The following is a 17,957-nucleotide window of genomic DNA, read 5'->3' on the forward strand; positions in this document are numbered from 1 at the left end:
ATTCCCGAACCCTTTCTCCGACCGACCGAACTTCACGATGAATCCGACCCGACGCCATTTCCTCGCGCAAGCGAGCGCCCTCGCCACGATCGCAGCGGCCCCGGCCGCGCTGCGCGCGCAATCGGGCACACGGCCGCTACTGCGCGCCGGCGACCAGAAAGGCGGGCTGCGCGCGCTGCTCGAAGCGGCGGGCGAACTGAACGGCCTCGCCTACGACATCGCATGGACCGAGTTCCCGGCCGCCGCGCCGCTCGCCGAAGCGCTGAACGCTGCCGCCGTCGACTGCGGGCCGATCGGCGACGCGCCGGTGATCTTCGCGCTCGCGTCGGGCGCACGCATCAAGGTGATCGGCGCAAACCGTTCCGATCCGTACGGCACGGCCGTGCTCGTGCGGCCCGACGCGGCGCTGAAAAGCGCGGCCGACCTGAAGGGCAAGCGCATCGGCACCACGCGCGGCTCGATCGGCCATTTCGTCACGTTGAAGGCGCTCGACGCGGCCGGCCTGCCGCCGGACGCCGTGTCGTTCCGCTTCCTGCCGCCGGCCGACACGATGCTCGCGCTCGCGACCGGATCGATCGACGCGTGGGCGACCTGGGAACCCTATACCGCGCTCGCCGAAACGAGCGGCCGCGCGCGCGTGCTCGTCAACGGCCGCGGGCTGTGGTCGGGCCTCAGCTATGTCGCGGCGACCGACGCGGCGATCGCGTCGAAGCGCGACGTATTGCACGATTTCCTGCTGCGCGTCGTGCGCGCGCAGACGTGGTCGTACCGTCATGTCGACGCGTATTCCGCGGCGCTCGCGCGCATCATCGGCATCCCGCCGGCCGCCGCGAAGCTGCAGTTCGAACGCCGCAACACGCGCTGGTTGCCGATCGACGCGACTGTAATCGCCGGGCAGCAGCGCACGGCCGACTTCTACCTGAAGGCCGGGCTGCTGCGTCAGCCGCTCGACGTGCGCACGACGTTCGACACCGGCTTCCCGCTCGCGTAACCGGCCGAACGGCTTTGGCACGATCTGGCACAATCGCGTTTTGACTATCCACGTCATTCGAAGCCAGCGCCATGCCAGCCATCAGCGAACTTTTCGTCTATCCGATCAAATCCTGCGCCGGCGTCGCGCTGTCGCGCGCGCAACTGCTCGAAACGGGCCTTGCCTACGACCGCCACTGGCTGATCACCGATCGCGACGGGCAAATGATCACGCAGCGCACGCACCCGCGCCTCGCGCTGATCCGCACCGCGCTCGACAGCGATGCGCTTGTGCTGAACGCGCCGGGCATGCGCGAGATCCGCACGCCGCTCGACGGCGACGCGTCGCCCGCCACGCCGAAAATGGCCGCGACCGTCTGGCGCGACACCGTCGACGCGATCGACACGGGTGCCGAAACAGCCGCGTGGCTCACCGAATTCCTCGGCACGCCTGCGAAGCTCGCCCGCTTCGGGGCTGACGCGCGCCGCGGCTGCGACCACAAATGGACCGGCGAGATCGATACGCACACGCAGTTCGCCGATGCTTATCCGCTGCTCGTGATCGGCCAGTCGTCGCTCGACGACCTGAACGCGCGGCTCGCCGCGAAAGGCGCGCCGGCGATTCCGATGAACCGCTTCCGCCCGAACATCGTCGTGTCGGATCTCGATGCGTACGAAGAGGATTTCGTCGAACACCTCGATACCGAGGGTGCGACGCCTGTGCGGCTGCGCCTCGTGAAGCTGTGCACGCGCTGCCCGATGCCGACGATCGACCAGGCCACCGCCGCACCCGATCCGGCGTGGCCGCACGAGCCGACCGACACGATGCAGACCTATCGCGCGAATCCGAATTACGAAGGCGCGCTGACGTTCGGCATCAACGCGATCGTCATCGCAGGCGCGGGCGCGTGGCTCGAAATCGGCCAGCCGCTCGAAGTGGAGATCGGGTTCGGCGATTAGACAATCGCGAACCCGCATGAATGGCGCAATGCGCTGAATCGGAAGGCGGCGCATGCGATCGTTTACCGCAATGCGCCACCGGATTCGATTTCAGATAATGCGCCGATTGATTTCTGCTGGAATCAGAATTCCGTGATCTTTGCGTCGCTCACCGTGATCTTTTCTTCCGGATTTTGGGGATCGACGCTCGTATAGCTGGCCGTTCCGGTTTTCGAACCCTGCGGAATAAGGGAAGACAAATCCAGCACCGGAAACAATGCCGGCGGGATGCCATGGTACTTGCTGACGGGAATGATCCCGCCGACGTAACCATGCACGTGCAGCAAAAGCGACCGTACCAGAAGAGCGGACGCGCTTTCCTCTTCCTTTGACGGGAAGTAGGTATAGTTTCCGCCGATCGTGATTCTGGTCACGTTATTGGGTCGATGGGTCCAGACAATCGTGCCGGAGCCTTGCAGCGAGCCCGACGGATGATCCAGTTCCGGGTGGAATGCGGCGGCAAAGTGGATGGTCGGCGCATGCCCCTTTCCTGACGTGACCTGCCCACCGCTGATTCTGAATCGTTTGACGAAAATCTCCGGCAGAACTTCTTCATCGAGTGTCGTGGCCATGGCCTTGCCCTCACTTAATTGTGGAAAATTACGATTCATCCCTGAATTAACGAGACGAAGCCGTGCATTGAACGGCTGATTCAGCTTAGGTCGGATAATCGGAATTTGTAGCTGTTATAAATAGCAGCATGTCACGAGATTATAAAAATACTCAATTCCATTATTGTATTTTTCGATTTTATAAAATCTCGCGGCTGTGCATAATGGCGCAGATAATCACCTGCCCTCCGCATATCCACCGTCTCCCCGGGAAACACATTCCGAAATGTGTATCTAAAGGCTGATCGGCAGCGCCACCGTGACAATCAACCCGCCGCCGCTCGCATCGGCCAGCGCCACCGTGCCCTGGTGCACGCGTGCGATCTCCCGCACGATCGACAGCCCGAGCCCCGTCCCTTCGACCGTCTGCGTCTTGCTGCCGCGATGGAAGCGCTCGAACACCGCGTCGCGCTCGTCGGCCGGAATGCCCGGCCCGTTGTCGATCACGTCGAGCCGTGCATGCTCGCCGTCGCGCGACACGCGCACCGTGATCACCGCGCGGTCGCCCGCATAGCGGATCGCGTTGTCGATCAGGTTGCCGATCATTTCGCCGAGCAGGTCGGACTGCCCGTGCACGTCGACGTCGGCCTCGTGTTCGAAGCCGAGATCGATGTCGCGCGCGCGTGCGACGGGCGACCAGTCGAGCGTCACGCTGCGCGCGAGCCGGTGCAGTTCGACCGACTTGCGCGCGACCGCGTGGCCGCTGTCCGAATCGAGCCGCGACAGCGACAGCAATTGCTGGACGATCTTCGCGGCCTGCCGCACCGCGCCGTTCGCGCGCCGCAGGTGTGCGTTCGCGCGCGGCTGCTCGTCGGGCCGCAGCGCGAGCTCGACGCCGGCCTGCACGGCCGCGAGCGGCGTCTTCAGTTGATGCGCCGCATCCGCGAAGAAGCGGCGCCGCGCGACCTGCATGCGCTGCGTGCGGCCGATGTACTGGTTGATCGAATCGACGAGCGGCGTCAGCTCGCTCGGCATCGCACCCGTGTCGAGCGGCGTCGTGTCGTCCTCGCTGCGCGCGGCGACCGTCGCCGACAGCCGGTTCAGCGGCCGCAACCCGCGCCCGACGCCGAGCCATACGATCCCGAGCGCGAGCACGACGAGCAGCCCTTCCTGCAGCAGCGAACCGACCAGGATCTCGCGGGCGAGCGCCTGGCGCGCCTCGATCGTCTCGCCGACCATCACCCATACGATGCGCGACTGCGCGGTCGGCACGTCATGCACCGGAATGCGCAGCGCGGCCATCCGCAACTGCTCGCCGCGATAGACGACGTCGTAGTAACGCGTGACGAACAGCGCGCCGTCGCCCGCGTCGCGCCCCTGCGGCAGCGGCAGATCCGGGTAGCCGGTGATCGTGTGGCCGTTGTCTTCGCGGATCAGGTAGTAGATCTTGCCGCCGTCGCTCGATTCGAGCATTTCGAGCGCGAGATACGGCAGGTCGACCTCGATTTCACCGTCGTTGAGCCGCACGCCTTCGCGGATCGACTTCAGCGACGACGACAGCGTGCGGTCGAACGCGACGTGCGCGGCGCTCATCGCGCGCTGGTACGTGAGCCACGAGTCGAGCGCGAGCAGGCCGAGCAGCGGCAGCAGCAGCCACAGCGCGACCTGGGTGCGCAGATTAGGGCGGGTCAACATGCCTCCCGCCGGGCCGCCCCAAGGAAGGCATGCGCCCCCTTGAGGGGTAGCGAACAAGAGTGAGAGTGGCGGCAGTCACTCATACGGCCTTCGCTTCCAGCAGATATCCGAGCCCGCGCAACGTGACGATCGCGACGCCCGTGTTCTCGAGCTTCTTCCTCAGCCGGTACACGTAGATTTCGATCGCGTCGGCGTTGACCGACTCGTCGAGCCCGAAGATCTTCTCCGACAGCGTTTCCTTGTTGATCGCGCGGCCATTGCGCAGGATCAGCACCTCGAGCACCGAGCGTTCACGCGGCGTGAGCGACAGCGGTTCACCCGCGAGGTGGAAGCTGCGGTCGATACTGTCATACGAAAGCGGCCCGCATTCGACCCGCGAATGCTCGTGGCCGAGGCTGCGCCGGATCAGCGCGCGGGCGCGGGCCTCCAGTTCGGTCAGCTCGAACGGCTTCGCGAGATAGTCGTCGGCACCGAGATCGAGCCCCTTCACGCGGTCCTCGACCGACCCGTGCGCGGTGAGGATCAGCACCGGCACCGGATTGCGGCGCGCGCGCAGCCGCCGCAGCACTTCCAGCCCGTCGAGCTTCGGCAGCCCGAGATCGAGGATCACCAGCGCGTAATCCTGCGTGCGCAGCACGTGGTCCGCCGCCTCCCCGTCCGCCATGTGATCGACCGCGAAGCGCGCGGCGCTCAGCGCGTCGTTCAGCGACTGGGCCAGGTTCGGGTTGTCTTCGACGAGCAGCACACGCATGGGGAATCCGGTAAGGTCAGCGACAGGCCGCTACATTACATGATCCTTTCCGTTTCGACGCCTCGCGGAAACACCTGTTGCACCGCGCCCGCGAACCCGCGCCGCGCGGTCCGGTCGACATCGCTCATCGCTCGGGCGCGCGACGGCTCCCCGTCGCGAAACGCGAACCGTCGGTCACGCGACGTTCGCGAAGGCCAACGGCCACCGCGACGAACGCGACGCTCGCACCGACCGTGACGACAATCATCGGGCGGGCGGTGCCGTCCGACAGCCACGCCAGCACGCCGCCGCACGCGGCCGTGATCGCCATCTGGATAAAGAAGAAAAGCCCGGACGCCGTGCCGGCGATTTTCGTGTACGGCTGCATCACCGCAAACTGGCAGGCCGGAATCGCAATCCCGACGGCAATCATCACGACGAACATCGGCACGACGAGGGCCGTCACCGCCGTGGGGGCGATCGCACCGCCCGCCCACAACACCGCGGCGCCGACCAGATTGACGCCTGCCGCCGCGACGATGACCGCATCGGCTTCCCAGCGGCCGCTGGTCCGCGCGAACAGGCTCGAACCGATCAGGTAACCGAGCACGGTCAGGCCGAAGATCGCCGCATAGACCGGGCCGGACACGCCCATTTGCCGCTGGAACAGCGTCGACGATTCCGCGATGAACGGATAGTACGTGCAGTAAGCGAAGCTGATGGCCAGCGAATAGCGCAGGAAACGGCGCTCGCGCAGCAGGCCGGCATACGTCCGCAAGAGCCCGCGGCCCGGCACCGGCCGTGCGTCGTATTCGCGGGTCTCGGGCAGGTAGCGCAGCACCATCGCCGTCGCGATCAACCCGCCCGCCGCGAGACACCCGAACACCCCGCGCCAGCCGAACCACTCGGCGACCGCGCTGCCGGCCAGCGGCGCAATTACCGGCGACAACGCCATGCCGGCCGAGATACGACCCAGCATCGTGGCCTGCATCGCGGTCGGAAAGCGCTCGCGCACGATGACGCGTCCGATCACCGTTCCGCTGCAGCCGCCCAGCGCCTGGAAGATACGTGCGGCGATGATCGCCGGGATGCCCGTCGACAACGCGCAGGCAACGCTCGCGATTACGTAGATGCACAGTCCGCCGACGAGTACGGGACGGCGTCCGTACCGATCGGACAACGGCCCCGACACCAGCATCGACAGCGCATAGCCAACCATGTAGAGCGTCAGCGTGAGCTGCAACTGGGCATCGGTGCCGTGCAACGCGTCGGCCATCGCGGGCAGCGACGGCAGGTAGGCATCGATCGTGACCCGCGGCAGGCACACGACGAGCATCAACAGGAACAGCCAGCCCCACTGGGGCAATAAACGCGTCTTCATGCGGTGAGTCCGTCTTCGGTCGGATGGAGGTGGTCGACAGCAATCTAAGGGGAAAGTGATATAAGCTGAAGGACCATTAAATCGAACATCGACTGGACCACTATGCCGCGAGGCAAAGCCGCGATTCCGCTTGATCTGCCGCGCCCTTCCGGGCTGTCGACCGGCAGCCCGCAGTCGAAGCAGGCGTGCATTGCCGACGCGATTCGCGACGCGATCCTGAAGCGCCTGCTACCCGGCGACAGCCCGCTGCCGTCCAGCCGGACGCTTGCCGCGCGCTGGAGCGTCGCGCGGGGAACCGTCGAAGCGGCGTACGACCTGCTGGGCTCCGAGGGCTACATTGCGCGCACGCGCGGCTCCGGGTCGCGGGTCTGCGCGATGGTGCCGGACAGCTATCTGCGCGCGGCCGCGCAGTCGCGCCACAGCGGCGCCAATCGCCCCGACGCGCCGCGCGCGTCGGCGGGTGCAACGGACACGGCCGAGCCGGAACATGGCGTGCGTCCCGGCGTCCCGTTCGTCGCGCGGCTCGCCGATCCCGGCCTGCTGCCGATGCAGCAATGGAAGAAGGCGCTCGGCGCGAGCCTGCTCGCCGCGACGGCGAACGACCTCGGGGCGACGCCGTCGCAAGGCGTCGAAAGCCTGCGCGTCGAAATCGCCGCGTACCTGCGGGAATACCGCGGCATTCCGTGCGAAGCCGGCGACATCTTCATCACGACCGGCATCCGGCATTCGATCGATCTCGTCGCGCGAACGGTGCTCGCGCCCGGCTCGACGGTACTGATGGAAGATCCGGGTTATGCGTCGGCCTGGCAGATTTTCACGATCGCGGGCGCGACCGTGATCGACGTGCCGGTCGATCGGGAAGGGATCGACACGGTATCGCTGGATCGCCATCCGGATGCGCGCGCGGCATACGTGACGCCCGCCCATCAGGCACCGCTCGGCGTCACGATGTCGGTGTCGCGCCGGCTCGAACTGCTCGACTGGGCGCAGCGCAACCGGGCATGGATCATCGAGGACGACTACGACGGCGAATTCAGTTACCAGACCGCCCCGCTGCCCGCGCTGAAATCGCTCGACGCATGCGATCGCGTGATCTACTGCGGCTCGTTCAACAAGACGCTGTTCTCGGGGCTGCGCATCGGCTTCATGGTCGTGCCGACGGAACTACGGCCGATGCTGTCGGCCGTGTGGCACGCGACCGCACGCTCCGTCGGCGTGGCGCCGCAGCTTGCGCTGGCCCGCTTCATCGCGCACGGCGATTTCGCGAAGCACCTGCGTGCCAGCCGCCACGCGTACCGCCAGCGGCGCGACATCGTGCTCGACCAGTTGGCGAAGCACGCCGGCGGACGGTACACGGTGTCGGGCGAGCACGCGGGATTTCATTTCGTGCTGTGGCTGCCACCCGGGATGGACGACGCATCGTACGTCGCGCAGGCGCACGCGGCCGGCGTCGCGCTGCAGGCAATCCGCGGATTCTGCCGAAGCGCCGAGTGCGAAGCGGGTGTCGTCGTCGGCTATTCGGCATTGACGGCCGCGCACGCGCGGCACGGCGGCCGGATCCTCGGAAAGCTGCTGGCGCAATCCACATAGCCGTCTTCGGCATCGTTGCCGCGCCTGACGGCAACGCACTTCCTTCCCTTTTCAAACCGTGACGCGCGCCGCGAAAACCGCGGCCGCCGTCGTTTCGACCTCGGGAAATCCATGACACAAAGGACGCGATTGTGAACGGAAATGAAAGCAGGCTGAAAGTGCCTCGCAATTAACATCCGCGTCACTCGAACAACACCGATACGTACTGGAGGAAGACATGTCGTTTGCACCGAAGACCCTCGCCGCCGCGCTGGCGGTCGTTCTGGGCACTGCCGCCGGCAGCGCCGCCGCGCAGGTTCCGGCCGGGTATCCGGGTAACTACCAGGGCGTGATCGACGCCGCGAAGAAGGAAGGCAAGCTGATCGTCTACTCGACGACCGACACGGGCCTCGTGCGTCCGCTGATCAAGGACTTCGAAAGCCTGTACGGCGTGAAGGTCGAGTACAACGACATGAACAGCACCGAGCTGTACAACCGCTACATCAGCGAGAACGCGGCGAGCAGCACCAGCGCCGACGTGCTGTGGAGCTCGGCGATGGACCTGCAGGTCAAGCTCGTCAACGACGGCCTGATGGCGTCCTACGATTCGCCCGAAAGCCCGAACCTGCCGCAATGGTCGCAATACCAGAAGCAGGCGTACGGCACGACGTTCGAGCCGCTCGCGATCGTCTACAACAAGCGCCTGATCCCCGAGAACGAAGTGCCGACGACGCGCGCCGACCTGATCAAGCTGCTCACCACGCAGGGCGACAAGTTCAAGGGCAAGGTCACGACCTACGACATCGAGAAATCGGGCGTCGGCTTCAACTACCTGACGCAGGACGCACACGTGAACGAGAAGGTCACGTGGGAACTCGTGCGGGCGATCGGCGCGACCGGCCCGAAGCTGCAGTCGAGCACCGGCGCGATGATGGAGCGGATCTCGTCGGGCGAAAACCTGATCGGCTACAACATCATCGGTTCGTATGCCTATGCAAAGGCGAAGAAGGACAAGTCGATCGGTTATGTGTTTCCGAAGGACTACACACAAGTCGTGAGCCGCCTCGCCACCGTGTCGAAGAAGGCGAAGAACCCGAACGCCGCGAAGCTGTGGGTCGACTACCTGCTGTCGAAGCGCGGCCAGACGCTGATCGCGAACCAGGCGAACCTGTACGCGATCCGCGCGGACGTGACCGGCGAAACGTCGGCCGCGAGCCTGTCGAAGGAACTCGGCGATTCGCTGAAGCCGATCCAGATCGGCACCGGCCTGCTCGTCTATCTCGACCAGTCGAAGCGGCTTGCGTTCCTGAAGCAATGGCAGCAGTCGATCAAGCGCTGATCCGCTGACTGCCGGCCACCCGCCGCATCTGGCGCGGGCGGCCCCTTCCCCTTACCGACTTCCTAAAGGCGGCCATCCGGATGGCCGCAGGGGCGAACTCATGCTTTCAACCAGCACACGCGGAACGGCGCCGGCCGTTCCGCCCTCTACCGGCCAGAGCAGCGCGATTCCCGCGCTGCCGGTCAACAGCCTGCAGCCGCTCGCCGGCATGCTGCGCTGGATCGTCGTCGCGGTGCTGACCATCGCGGTCGCGCTGCCGCTCGGTTTCATCCTGTTCCAGAGCCTGCTGTCCGCGCCGTTCTTCGATGCGAACAAGACGCTCGGCATCGAAGGCTTCCGCTTCATCTTCAGCGATCCCGACTTCTGGTCGGCCGTGAAGAACTCGTTCATCATCGCCGGCGGGATGCTGTTCATCTCGATCCCGCTCGGCGGCATCCTCGCGTTCCTGATGGTGCGCACCGACCTGCCCGGCCGCCGCTGGCTCGAACCGCTGCTGCTCACGCCCGTGTTCGTGTCGCCGATGGTGCTCGCGTTCGGCTACGTGGTCGCGGCCGGCCCGGTCGGCTTCTACTCGGTGTGGTTCAAGGAACTGTTCGGCGTCGCGAACGTGCCCTGGAACGTGTACTCGATCTTCGCGATCACGGTGATCGTCGGCCTCACGCACGTGCCGCACGTGTACCTGTACTCGTCGGCCGCGCTGCGCAACCTCGGCTCGGACGTCGAGGAAGCCGCGCGCGTGACGGGCGCCCGCCCGTTCCGCGTCGCGCTCGACGTGAGCCTGCCGATGACGATGCCCGCGCTGCTGTTCGCCGGCGTGCTCGTGTTCTTCCTCGGCTTCGAAGTGTTCGGGCTGCCGCTCGTGCTCGGCGATCCGGAAGGCCACCTCGTGCTCGCGACCTACCTGTACAAGCTGACCAACAAGCTCGGCGTGCCGTCGTATCACCTGATGGCCGCGGTCGCCGTGTGCATCGTCGCGATCACGTTCCCGCTCGTGCTGCTGCAGCGCCGTCTGCTGAAGACCGCGAACCGCTTCGTCACCGTGAAGGGCAAGGCCGGCCGCGCGACGGTGCTGCCGCTCGGCGTGTGGCGCTGGGTCGCGCTCGCGATCGTCGCGCTGTGGCTGATGCTGACCGTGATCGTGCCGATCTCGGGCATCGTGCTGCGCGCATTCGTGACCAACTGGGGCGAAGGCGTGGCGCTCGCCGAGGTGCTGACGCTGTCGAACTTCATCGAGCTGTTCGAGCAGGACAACCTCGTGCGCGCGATCGTCAACACGCTCGGCATCGGCGTGATCGGCGGTGCGCTCGCGGTCGGCTTCTACTCGCTCGTCGCGTTCGCCGGCCACCGCCGCCACGACTGGGCGACGAAGCTGCTCGACTACATCGTGCTGCTGCCGCGCGCGGTGCCCGGCCTGCTCGCCGGCCTCGCGTTCCTGTGGATCTTCCTGTTCGTCCCGGGCCTGCGCGAACTGAAGAACTCGATGTGGAGCATCTGGATCGCGTACACCGTCGTGTGGCTCGCGTACGGGATGCGGCTCATCCAGAGCGCGCTGCTGCAGGTCGGCCCCGAGCTCGAGGAAGCCGGCCGCAGCGTCGGCGCGACGCGCAGCCGCGTGTCGCTCGACGTGACGCTGCCGCTCGTGCGTTTCGGCCTGCTCGCCGCGTGGCTCCTGATCTTCATGATCTTCGAGCGCGAATACTCGACGGCCGTCTACCTGCTGTCGCCCGGCACCGAAGTGATCGGCGCGCTGCTTGTGTCGCTGTGGGCGACGGGCGCCGTCGACCAGGTCGCCGCGCTCTCTGTCATCAACATCGCGATGGTCGGCGTCGGACTCGGCGTGGCCCTGCGTTTCGGAGTGAAACTTCATGGATAAGCTCATCGTCGACGACCTGCATCTCAGCTACGGCGTCAATCCGATCCTCAAGGGCGTGTCGTTCGAACTGAAGGCCGGCGAAGTCGTCTGCCTGCTCGGCGCGTCGGGCAGCGGCAAGACCACGCTGCTGCGCGCGGTGGCCGGCCTCGAACAGCCGTCCGAAGGACGCATCCAGCTCGACGACCGCGTGTTCTTCGACGGCGCGCGACGCGTCGACCTGCCCGTCGAGCAGCGTTCGCTCGGCCTCGTGTTCCAGTCGTACGCGCTGTGGCCGCACCGCACCGTCGCCGACAACGTCGGCTACGGGCTGAAGCTGCGCCGCGTCGCGCCGGCCGAACAGAAGCGCCGCGTGCAGAGCGCGCTCGACCAGCTCGGCCTCGGCCATCTCGCGGAACGCTTTCCGCACCAGCTGTCGGGCGGCCAGCAGCAACGCGTCGCGATCGCACGCGCGCTCGTCTACAACCCGCCGGTGATCCTGCTCGACGAGCCGCTGTCGAACCTCGACGCAAAGCTGCGCGAGGAAGCGCGCGCATGGCTGCGCGAGCTGATCGTGTCGCTCGGGCTGTCGGCCCTGTGCGTGACGCACGACCAGACCGAAGCGATGGCGATGTCCGACCGCATCCTGCTGCTGCGCAACGGCCGCATCGAGCAGGAAGGCACGCCGGCCGAGCTGTACGGCGCGCCGCGCTCGCTGTACACGGCCGAATTCATGGGCAGCAACAACCGGATCGACGCACGTGTCGCCGCGATCGACGGCGAATGCGTGACGCTCGCCGGCGACGGCTGGGAAATCCGTGCGATGGCGCGCGACACGTTCGCGCCGGGCCAGGACGCGCAGGCCGTCATCCGTCTCGAACGCGTGCAGGTGACCGACGGCCCGGGCGCGAACCGGCTGCAGGCCGACCTCGTCACGTCGATGTATCTCGGCGACCGCTGGGAATACCTGTTCCATTGCGGCGACATGCGCCTGCGCGCGTTCGGCAACGTGCCGCGTGCGGCCGGCAAGCACTGGATCGAATTCCCGACCAACGACTGCTGGGCGTTCGCGAAAGCGGGCTGACCCGAGCGCGGCGGCCCACGCGCCGCCGCGCATGCACCGCGCGCATCCCGCCAGGCGATGACTTGCATGACCGGCGGACGTCTTTGGGCGTCCGTCGCGGGCTGCCGCGCGCCGCATCCGTTTCACCCAACCCACAAGAACCAAGGAGACACCGTCAATGAAGTCACGCGCAGAACGTTCGATTCGCACAGTAGTCCTTACGGGCTCGGCCGCCGCGGCCTGCATCGCCGCGCCCGCCGCGCACGCGCAGTCGTCGGTCACGATGTACGGGATCATGGATGCCGGCATCGAATTCGCGAACCATGCGGCGCCGGAGGGCGGCAATTCGGTCAAGCTCAAGTCGGGCAACAAGAACACGTCGCGCTGGGGCCTGCGCGGCGTCGAGGATCTCGGCGGCGGGCTGAAGGCGGTGTTTCGCCTCGAAAGCGGGATCGATCTCGCGAACGGCACGTCGGACGACGGCCCCGACTCGATCTTCGCGCGCCGCGCGACGGTCGGCCTGAAAGGCAAATGGGGCGAGCTGTCGCTTGGCCGCAACTTCACCGTCACCTACGACTACATGCTGCCGTTCGACCCGATGGGTTACGCGCAGAACTACTCGTGGGCGACGTCGTCGATGGCGACGGGCGGCCGCAAGGACGGCATGTTCACGCGCTCGTCGAACGCGGTGCGCTACGACGGCGAATTCAGCGGCTTCAAGTTCGGCGCGCTGTACGGCTTCGGCAACGTGCCGGGCAGCGTAAAGACCAGCTCGAAGTACGACATCGCGCTCGGCTACGAGACCGGCCCGTTCGCGGCCGTGGTCACGTTCGACCGGCAGAACGGCGCGGCCGACAGCGTCACGCCGGCCGACACGGTCAACTATATCCAGGGCATCCACGCGGGCCTGAGCTACGACTTCGGCAACCTGAAGACGATGGCCGGCTACCGCAATTACAAGCGCACGTTCCGCACCACGGCGGCAAACCAGCTGAGCGACATGGCCTGGGTCGGCGGGTCGTACCAGTTCACGCCGACGTTCTCGCTGATCGCGGCCGTCTATCACCAGAACGTCAAGGGCGGCACGGATGCCGATCCGACGCTCGTGTCGCTGCGTGCGCAGTACGCGCTGTCGAAGCGCACGGTGTTGTACGCGGCCGGCGCGTTCGCGATCGCGAAGCACGACCAGAAGGTTGGTGTGTCGCGCGACTTCAACGGGTACGGCACGACGCAGGTCGGTGTCACGGCGGGGATTCAGCAGCGGTTCTGAGCCTGAAGCGGCGGGCGGCGACGGGCGTCTTTCGCGCGCGGCCGCCCTGCTTTCGCCCCACGCGCGGCAGGATCACGACGGCTAGCCGGTTGTCGCTGCACGGCTCGTTCGTCGCACCGCGCCTGGCCCGCTGTGGTTCGATCGCCGTTCACTCGTCCCGCATCGTGAACACCGTGCGCACGAGGCTGTTCGCATCACCCCAGTGTTCGCCGACCGCCGACAGCGGCACGGTGCGCGTATCGATCACCAGCCGCGCCGGCCCGGCCGCGTCGAACACGCCGCGCACCGAGTCCAGCAAACGCGGCAGCGATACGCTGCCGATACCGCTACCCATCAATTCGATCGCGGTGGCGCGCAATACGGCGCCCGGCAGCAGCACGTCCGCGCCGCCGATCGAGCCTATCTGAACGAAACGCAGCCGGCGCCCATCGGGCGTCGCCTTCGCTGCGGCAACCAGCAGCGTCCGCGCGCTGGCACCCCACAGGTAGTCGAGCACGACATCAACACCCGCGCGGAAATGCGGTTCGAGCGCACGCGCCAGATGCGCATCGTCCTGCTGCAGCGACACGACGGCGTCTGCACCCGCGTTCAGCAAGGCGTCCAGCGCAGCCGCGTTGCGGCCCGTCGCGATCACCTTTGCAGCGCCGAGATGCTTCGCGATCCGCACCGCCAGCCGCCCCGACGTCCCCGTCGCACCGTTGACGAGCACCGTCTCGCCCGCGACGAGCCGCGCGCGTTCGGTCAGCGCGGCCCACGACGACATCCCGGGAATCGCGATCGCCGCGGCCGTGACGTCGTCGAGCGCGTCCGGCAGCGGCACGCACCGCGCATCGGGCACGATCGTGCGCTCGGACATCGCGCCGAACGGCACGGGCGCACCGAAGAAATAGACGCGCTGCCCGTCGTCGAGGCGGCCGACGCCATCGACGCCGACGACGAACGGATAGCCTCCGTCCGACGAGTAATGCGTGCCGGACGCACGCCCCTGAGCGATCCGGCTCAGCGCGGATGCCGTCACGTCGATCAGGCTGTGGCCCGGCATCGCGCGCGGCGGTTCGAATTCCATATGGACCGGACGCTCGCCGGCGCCCGTCACGACTGCAGCTTTCATCTTGGCTCCTTGTATCGGGGATCTCGATCGACGGCTCCGGCAGGCATCAGCGTGCGTCGAGCCACGCACGCAGCGCGGGATCGCGCACTTCCATCACGTCGAACAGGCCAAGCGCGCGCAGTGCCGGCAACGCGTCGAGCGTGTCGGCCTCCGCGCTCGCCCGGTCGGCGGGCGCGGCGTTCGGATCGGTCAGCACACGCGCGTTGACCAGAAACGCGCCGATGGTGCCCTTGCGGATCGTCGTTCCGCCGGCCTCGATCCGGTCGGCATGGTCGGGAAGCATTTGTTCGGCTCGCATCGTGTCGTACTCCGGTTGTCATCGATGGAGGCAGTGTAGGCGTGCGAAGCCGGCCGATCTCCGGTATAACAGCCATTCGATACCGTTATCCGGCCATGTCCGATCCACTCCTGCCCGCCCGATTCGTCGTGTCCGACGATGGCCCGTTCGTCGTCGCCGCCGTCCTGTCGCAACGCGACCCACGTATCACCGCACCGCACGCGCATGCGCGCGGTCAGCTCGTCGGCGCGCTCAGCGGACTGCTGACGATCGGTCTCGACGACCAGGACTGGGTCGTACCGGCGATCCATGCGATCTGGATTCCGCCGCATTGCCGGCATTCGCTGCGTTCGTTCGGGCCGATTTCCGGCTGGTCGGCGTTCGTCGCGGAAGCGCGCTGCGCGGCACTGCCCGACACGCCGCGCGCGATTCGCACGTCGCCGCTGCTGCGCGAAGCCGTGCAGCGCGCCGCAAGCTGGGGCGATGCGGAACTGGATGCCGCGCAGACGCGGATCGCCGACGTGATCCTCGATGAAATCGCGTTATCGGAAGTCGAAGCGCTGGGGCTGGTGCGGCCGCAGGACCCGCGGCTGATGAAGATCACCGATGCGCTTGCCGCGGATCTCGCGGACAACCGGCGACTGGAGGAATGGGCGGAATGGGCCGGCATCAGCGCACGGACAATGAGCCGCCGCTTCGTCGCCGAGACGGGGCTGACGTTCGCGCAGTGGCGTCAGCAGGCGAGGCTGCTGCGTGCGCTGGAGAAAATCGCCGACGGCGTGCCGGTGACGACGATCGCGCTCGATCTCGGGTACGACAACGTGAGCGCGTTCATCGACATGTTCCGGCGGGCGTTGGGGACGACGCCGGGGCGGTATATGGACGTAGCAAGATCGGCAGTCGGGACAACGGAAAGTCAGTCATAACCCATCCGCAGGGCTTGCGCCTGCGCACTCAATTCCGCCATCGCATCCGGGATTGCATTCGATTCAAGCGAGGCCATCCGGTCCCTTTGCGAAACCTTGCGCCGATGCTCCGATTCGTCAGGCAGTATGTCTGTTTTGCTTGGCATATCGGTCAGCACCCGTCGCTCAATACGTCGTGTCACCATTCTTTTGCGCCGGTCGAGATACCCCCTTGAACTGCGCCGCCAACCGCTCCGCGCTTCGCGCAAGCAACGTCGTATCGACCCCGACCGCGACGAACAACGCGCCCGCTTCCAGATAGCGTCGCGCAGCCGCTTCGTCCGCACTCAGAATGCCCGGCGCCTTGCCGGCCGCCTTGATCGTGCGAATCGCGCCGTCGATCGCGGCCTGCACGTCCGGGTGCCCCGGATTGCCGAGATGCCCGAGATCGGCTGCCAGGTCGGCCGGCCCGATGAACACGCCGTCGACGCCTTCGACCCGTGTTATCGCGTCGATCGCATCGAGCCCCGCGCGCGTCTCGACCTGCACGAGCACGGCCATCTCGTCGTTCGCGCGGTGCAGGTAATCGCCGACGCGATTCCATCGCGACGCGCGCGCCAGCGCGCTGCCGACGCCGCGAATCCCGTGCGGCGGGTAACGCGTCGCGGCAACGGCCGCGCGCGCTTCGTCGGCGCTCTGCACCATCGGCACGAGCAGCGTCTGCGCGCCGAGATCGAGCACCTGCTTGACGATCACCGGATCGTTCCACGGCACGCGCACGACCGGATGCGACGGATACGGCGCGATCGCCTGCAACTGCGCGAGGATCGTCGGCACCGTGTTCGGCGCATGCTCGCCGTCGATCAGCAGCCAGTCGAAACCGGCGCCCGCGACCACTTCGGCGCTATACGGATTCGCGAGCCCGAGCCACAGCCCGACCTGCGCGTCGCCGCGCGCGAGCGCGGCCTTGAAGACATTCGACGGAATCTGCATCGCTCGCTCACTCGAAGTAGCACTGAATCGTCCCGAGCGGGCCGTAGTCGACGCTGAACGTGTCGCCCGGCCGCGCCGCGCACGGCCGCGTGAACGAGCCGCCGAGCACGATCTGCCCGGGTTCCAGCGCGACGTCGAAGCGCGACAGCCGGTTCGCGAGCCACACGACGCCGTTCGCCGGATGGTTCAGCACGCCGGCCGCGACGCCCGTCTCCTCGACCACGCCGTTGCGCGACATGATCGCCGCGACCCAGCGCAGGTCGACGTCGTGCGGCTTCACCGGCCGCCCGCCGATCACGACACCCGCGTTCGCGGCGTTGTCGGCGATCGTGTCGAACACCTTGCGCGGCCGTTTCGTATCGGGGTCGATCGACTGGCTGCGCGCGTCGATGATCTCGAGCGCGGGCACGACGTAATCGACCGCGTCGTACACGTCGAAGATCGTGCAGTCCGGGCCCGAGAGCCGCTTGCCGAGCACGAACGCGAGTTCGACCTCGACGCGCGGCACGATGAAGCGACTGGTCGGGATCGTGCCGCCGTCCGCGAAGAACATGTCGTCGAGCAGCGCACCGTAGTCGGGTTCGTCGATCTGCGACGTGTTCTGCATCGCCTTCGACGTGAGGCCGATCTTGTGTCCCTTCAGCGTGCGGCCTTCCGCGAGCTTGAGAGACACCCACGCGCGCTGGATCGCATACGCGTCGTCGATCGTGATGTCGGGATGGTCGAGCGAGATCTGGCGGATCTGCGTGCGCGCGCGCTCGGCGTCGTGCAGACGCTGCGCAAGCTGGTCGATGAGGGCGGGTTCGAGCATGGTCGGATCGGGAATGGGGTTCAGCCGGCCCGCTTGTAGCGGGCGTGGATGTTGTTGTGCTTGTACGAGCCGCTTTCGCTGAACTCGGTCAGCTCCATCGACAGCGCGAGGTAGCGTTTCGTGTACAGCTCGGCGAAATGCGCCTTGATCGCGTCGAACAGCGCGTCGCATGCGGCCTTCTTCGTTTCGTCGCTGCGGCCCGAGCCGATCTTCAGCGTCACATGGACGAACGCGTCGTCCTCCGTGCCGTCGGCGACGCAGTAGTCCTGCAGTTCGATCGCGCGCGAGCGGATACCGCCCGTCGGGAACACGCCGCCCTGCGCGATCAGCGTTGCATTGATCGTGCGCAGCAGCGCGGGGATGCGCGCGTCGTCGCGGATGTTCGCGGTGTATTCGACGACGATGTGTGGCATAGCAATTCTCCTGTCGACCCGAGTTAGCGCTT

Annotated in this window: 18 protein-coding genes; 8 read left to right on the forward strand and 10 right to left on the reverse strand. The window is 66.8% G+C overall.

Translation table 11 applies throughout. The features are described 5' to 3' along the window. Positions 1–37: 37 nt before the first annotated feature. Together VL15_RS10355 and VL15_RS10360 are read left to right on the forward strand one after the other, a co-directional pair. Complete coding sequence (locus tag VL15_RS10355) at positions 38–991, forward strand: ABC transporter substrate-binding protein (RefSeq protein ID WP_048245390.1); 954 nt, start codon at positions 38–40, stop codon at positions 989–991. Between the two features lie 71 nt (positions 992–1,062). Further along, positions 1,063–1,929: an MOSC domain-containing protein gene (locus VL15_RS10360; protein ID WP_048245391.1), complete on the forward strand. Its 867-nt coding sequence runs from the start codon at positions 1,063–1,065 to the stop codon at positions 1,927–1,929. A gap of 122 nt (positions 1,930–2,051) precedes the next feature. On the opposite strand, the gene VL15_RS10365 is transcribed toward VL15_RS10360, so the two are convergent. The 4 genes from VL15_RS10365 to VL15_RS10380 form a co-directional block, all read right to left on the reverse strand. Beyond that, complete coding sequence (locus VL15_RS10365; RefSeq protein WP_048245392.1) at positions 2,052–2,540, reverse strand: hypothetical protein; 489 nt, start codon at positions 2,538–2,540, stop codon at positions 2,052–2,054. A 273-nt stretch (positions 2,541–2,813) separates the two neighbouring features. Further along, positions 2,814–4,214 (reverse strand): sensor histidine kinase, encoded by a 1,401-nt coding sequence (locus tag VL15_RS10370; protein WP_196319569.1) that lies wholly within the window; start codon positions 4,212–4,214, stop codon positions 2,814–2,816. A gap of 79 nt (positions 4,215–4,293) precedes the next feature. After that, a complete protein-coding gene (locus VL15_RS10375) occupies positions 4,294–4,965 on the reverse strand; it encodes a response regulator (protein WP_047903423.1) in 672 nt (223 codons plus the stop codon). 124 nt (positions 4,966–5,089) lie between these two features. Then, positions 5,090–6,325, reverse strand: coding sequence for a multidrug effflux MFS transporter (locus VL15_RS10380; RefSeq protein ID WP_048245393.1), 1,236 nt, complete (start codon positions 6,323–6,325; stop codon positions 5,090–5,092). A 102-nt stretch (positions 6,326–6,427) separates the two neighbouring features. Between VL15_RS10380 and VL15_RS10385 the strand changes: the two genes are divergently transcribed. The 5 genes from VL15_RS10385 (at position 6,428) to VL15_RS10405 (ending at position 13,415) form a co-directional block, all read left to right on the forward strand. Continuing rightward, a complete protein-coding gene (locus VL15_RS10385; RefSeq protein ID WP_048245394.1) occupies positions 6,428–7,915 on the forward strand; it encodes a PLP-dependent aminotransferase family protein in 1,488 nt (495 codons plus the stop codon). Between the two features lie 217 nt (positions 7,916–8,132). Then, complete coding sequence (locus VL15_RS10390; protein ID WP_048245395.1) at positions 8,133–9,233, forward strand: ABC transporter substrate-binding protein; 1,101 nt, start codon at positions 8,133–8,135, stop codon at positions 9,231–9,233. Positions 9,234–9,333: 100 nt separating this feature from the next. Next, the gene (locus VL15_RS10395) at positions 9,334–11,106 is read left to right on the forward strand and encodes an ABC transporter permease (protein ID WP_048245396.1); all 1,773 of its coding nucleotides are present in this window, start codon (positions 9,334–9,336) and stop codon (positions 11,104–11,106) included. Beyond that, complete coding sequence (locus tag VL15_RS10400; protein ID WP_048245397.1) at positions 11,099–12,166, forward strand: ABC transporter ATP-binding protein; 1,068 nt, start codon at positions 11,099–11,101, stop codon at positions 12,164–12,166. The genes VL15_RS10395 and VL15_RS10400 overlap by 8 nt, the downstream gene beginning before the upstream one ends. A 157-nt stretch (positions 12,167–12,323) precedes the next feature. Then, on the forward strand, positions 12,324–13,415 hold the full coding sequence (locus VL15_RS10405; RefSeq protein ID WP_048245398.1) for a porin: 1,092 nt from the start codon (positions 12,324–12,326) through the stop codon (positions 13,413–13,415). 148 nt (positions 13,416–13,563) lie between these two features. On the opposite strand, the gene VL15_RS10410 is transcribed toward VL15_RS10405, so the two are convergent. After that, a complete protein-coding gene (locus VL15_RS10410) occupies positions 13,564–14,526 on the reverse strand; it encodes a quinone oxidoreductase family protein (protein WP_048245399.1) in 963 nt (320 codons plus the stop codon). Between the two features lie 46 nt (positions 14,527–14,572). Next, complete coding sequence (locus VL15_RS10415; protein WP_048245400.1) at positions 14,573–14,824, reverse strand: hypothetical protein; 252 nt, start codon at positions 14,822–14,824, stop codon at positions 14,573–14,575. Positions 14,825–14,919: 95 nt separating this feature from the next. Between VL15_RS10415 and VL15_RS10420 the strand changes: the two genes are divergently transcribed. Further along, positions 14,920–15,729, forward strand: a complete 810-nt coding sequence (locus VL15_RS10420; RefSeq protein WP_048245401.1) for an AraC family transcriptional regulator — start codon at positions 14,920–14,922, stop codon at positions 15,727–15,729. On the opposite strand, the gene VL15_RS41875 is transcribed toward VL15_RS10420, so the two are convergent. Genes VL15_RS41875 through VL15_RS10435 form a run of 4 tightly spaced genes read right to left on the reverse strand, consistent with a single transcriptional unit; the run spans position 15,720 to position 17,925 of the window. After that, positions 15,720–15,887 carry a hypothetical protein gene (locus VL15_RS41875; RefSeq protein ID WP_196319570.1) on the reverse strand — a complete coding sequence of 56 codons (168 nt, stop codon included), beginning with the start codon at positions 15,885–15,887 and terminating at the stop codon, positions 15,720–15,722. The genes VL15_RS10420 and VL15_RS41875 overlap by 10 nt on opposite strands. Before the next feature lie 7 nt (positions 15,888–15,894). Continuing rightward, on the reverse strand, positions 15,895–16,701 hold the full coding sequence (hpaI, locus tag VL15_RS10425) for a 4-hydroxy-2-oxoheptanedioate aldolase (RefSeq protein WP_048245402.1): 807 nt from the start codon (positions 16,699–16,701) through the stop codon (positions 15,895–15,897). A gap of 7 nt (positions 16,702–16,708) precedes the next feature. Then, on the reverse strand, positions 16,709–17,512 hold the full coding sequence (gene hpaH / locus VL15_RS10430; protein ID WP_048245403.1) for a 2-oxo-hept-4-ene-1,7-dioate hydratase: 804 nt from the start codon (positions 17,510–17,512) through the stop codon (positions 16,709–16,711). A 20-nt stretch (positions 17,513–17,532) separates the two neighbouring features. Continuing rightward, complete coding sequence (locus VL15_RS10435) at positions 17,533–17,925, reverse strand: 5-carboxymethyl-2-hydroxymuconate Delta-isomerase (protein WP_048245404.1); 393 nt, start codon at positions 17,923–17,925, stop codon at positions 17,533–17,535. Between the last annotated feature and the right edge of the window lie 32 nt (positions 17,926–17,957).

Source organism: Burkholderia cepacia, from assembly GCF_001039005.1.
Taxonomy (GTDB): Bacteria; Pseudomonadota; Gammaproteobacteria; order Burkholderiales; family Burkholderiaceae; genus Burkholderia; species Burkholderia theae.

Coding starts and splice junctions, on each gene's coding strand:
- VL15_RS10435 (WP_048245404.1), bottom strand. CDS start 17,925: ATGCCACACATCGTCGTCGAATACACCGCGAACATCCGCGACGACGCG.
- VL15_RS10355 (WP_048245390.1), top strand. CDS start 38: ATGAATCCGACCCGACGCCATTTCCTCGCGCAAGCGAGCGCCCTCGCC.
- VL15_RS10375 (WP_047903423.1), bottom strand. CDS start 4,965: ATGCGTGTGCTGCTCGTCGAAGACAACCCGAACCTGGCCCAGTCGCTG.
- VL15_RS10360 (WP_048245391.1), top strand. CDS start 1,063: ATGCCAGCCATCAGCGAACTTTTCGTCTATCCGATCAAATCCTGCGCC.
- VL15_RS10390 (WP_048245395.1), top strand. CDS start 8,133: ATGTCGTTTGCACCGAAGACCCTCGCCGCCGCGCTGGCGGTCGTTCTG.
- VL15_RS10400 (WP_048245397.1), top strand. CDS start 11,099: ATGGATAAGCTCATCGTCGACGACCTGCATCTCAGCTACGGCGTCAAT.
- hpaI (WP_048245402.1), bottom strand. CDS start 16,701: ATGCAGATTCCGTCGAATGTCTTCAAGGCCGCGCTCGCGCGCGGCGAC.
- VL15_RS10410 (WP_048245399.1), bottom strand. CDS start 14,526: ATGAAAGCTGCAGTCGTGACGGGCGCCGGCGAGCGTCCGGTCCATATG.
- VL15_RS10370 (WP_196319569.1), bottom strand. CDS start 4,214: ATGTTGACCCGCCCTAATCTGCGCACCCAGGTCGCGCTGTGGCTGCTG.
- VL15_RS10415 (WP_048245400.1), bottom strand. CDS start 14,824: ATGCGAGCCGAACAAATGCTTCCCGACCATGCCGACCGGATCGAGGCC.
- VL15_RS10420 (WP_048245401.1), top strand. CDS start 14,920: ATGTCCGATCCACTCCTGCCCGCCCGATTCGTCGTGTCCGACGATGGC.
- VL15_RS10365 (WP_048245392.1), bottom strand. CDS start 2,540: ATGGCCACGACACTCGATGAAGAAGTTCTGCCGGAGATTTTCGTCAAA.
- VL15_RS10380 (WP_048245393.1), bottom strand. CDS start 6,325: ATGAAGACGCGTTTATTGCCCCAGTGGGGCTGGCTGTTCCTGTTGATG.
- VL15_RS10405 (WP_048245398.1), top strand. CDS start 12,324: ATGAAGTCACGCGCAGAACGTTCGATTCGCACAGTAGTCCTTACGGGC.
- VL15_RS10385 (WP_048245394.1), top strand. CDS start 6,428: ATGCCGCGAGGCAAAGCCGCGATTCCGCTTGATCTGCCGCGCCCTTCC.
- hpaH (WP_048245403.1), bottom strand. CDS start 17,512: ATGCTCGAACCCGCCCTCATCGACCAGCTTGCGCAGCGTCTGCACGAC.
- VL15_RS10395 (WP_048245396.1), top strand. CDS start 9,334: ATGCTTTCAACCAGCACACGCGGAACGGCGCCGGCCGTTCCGCCCTCT.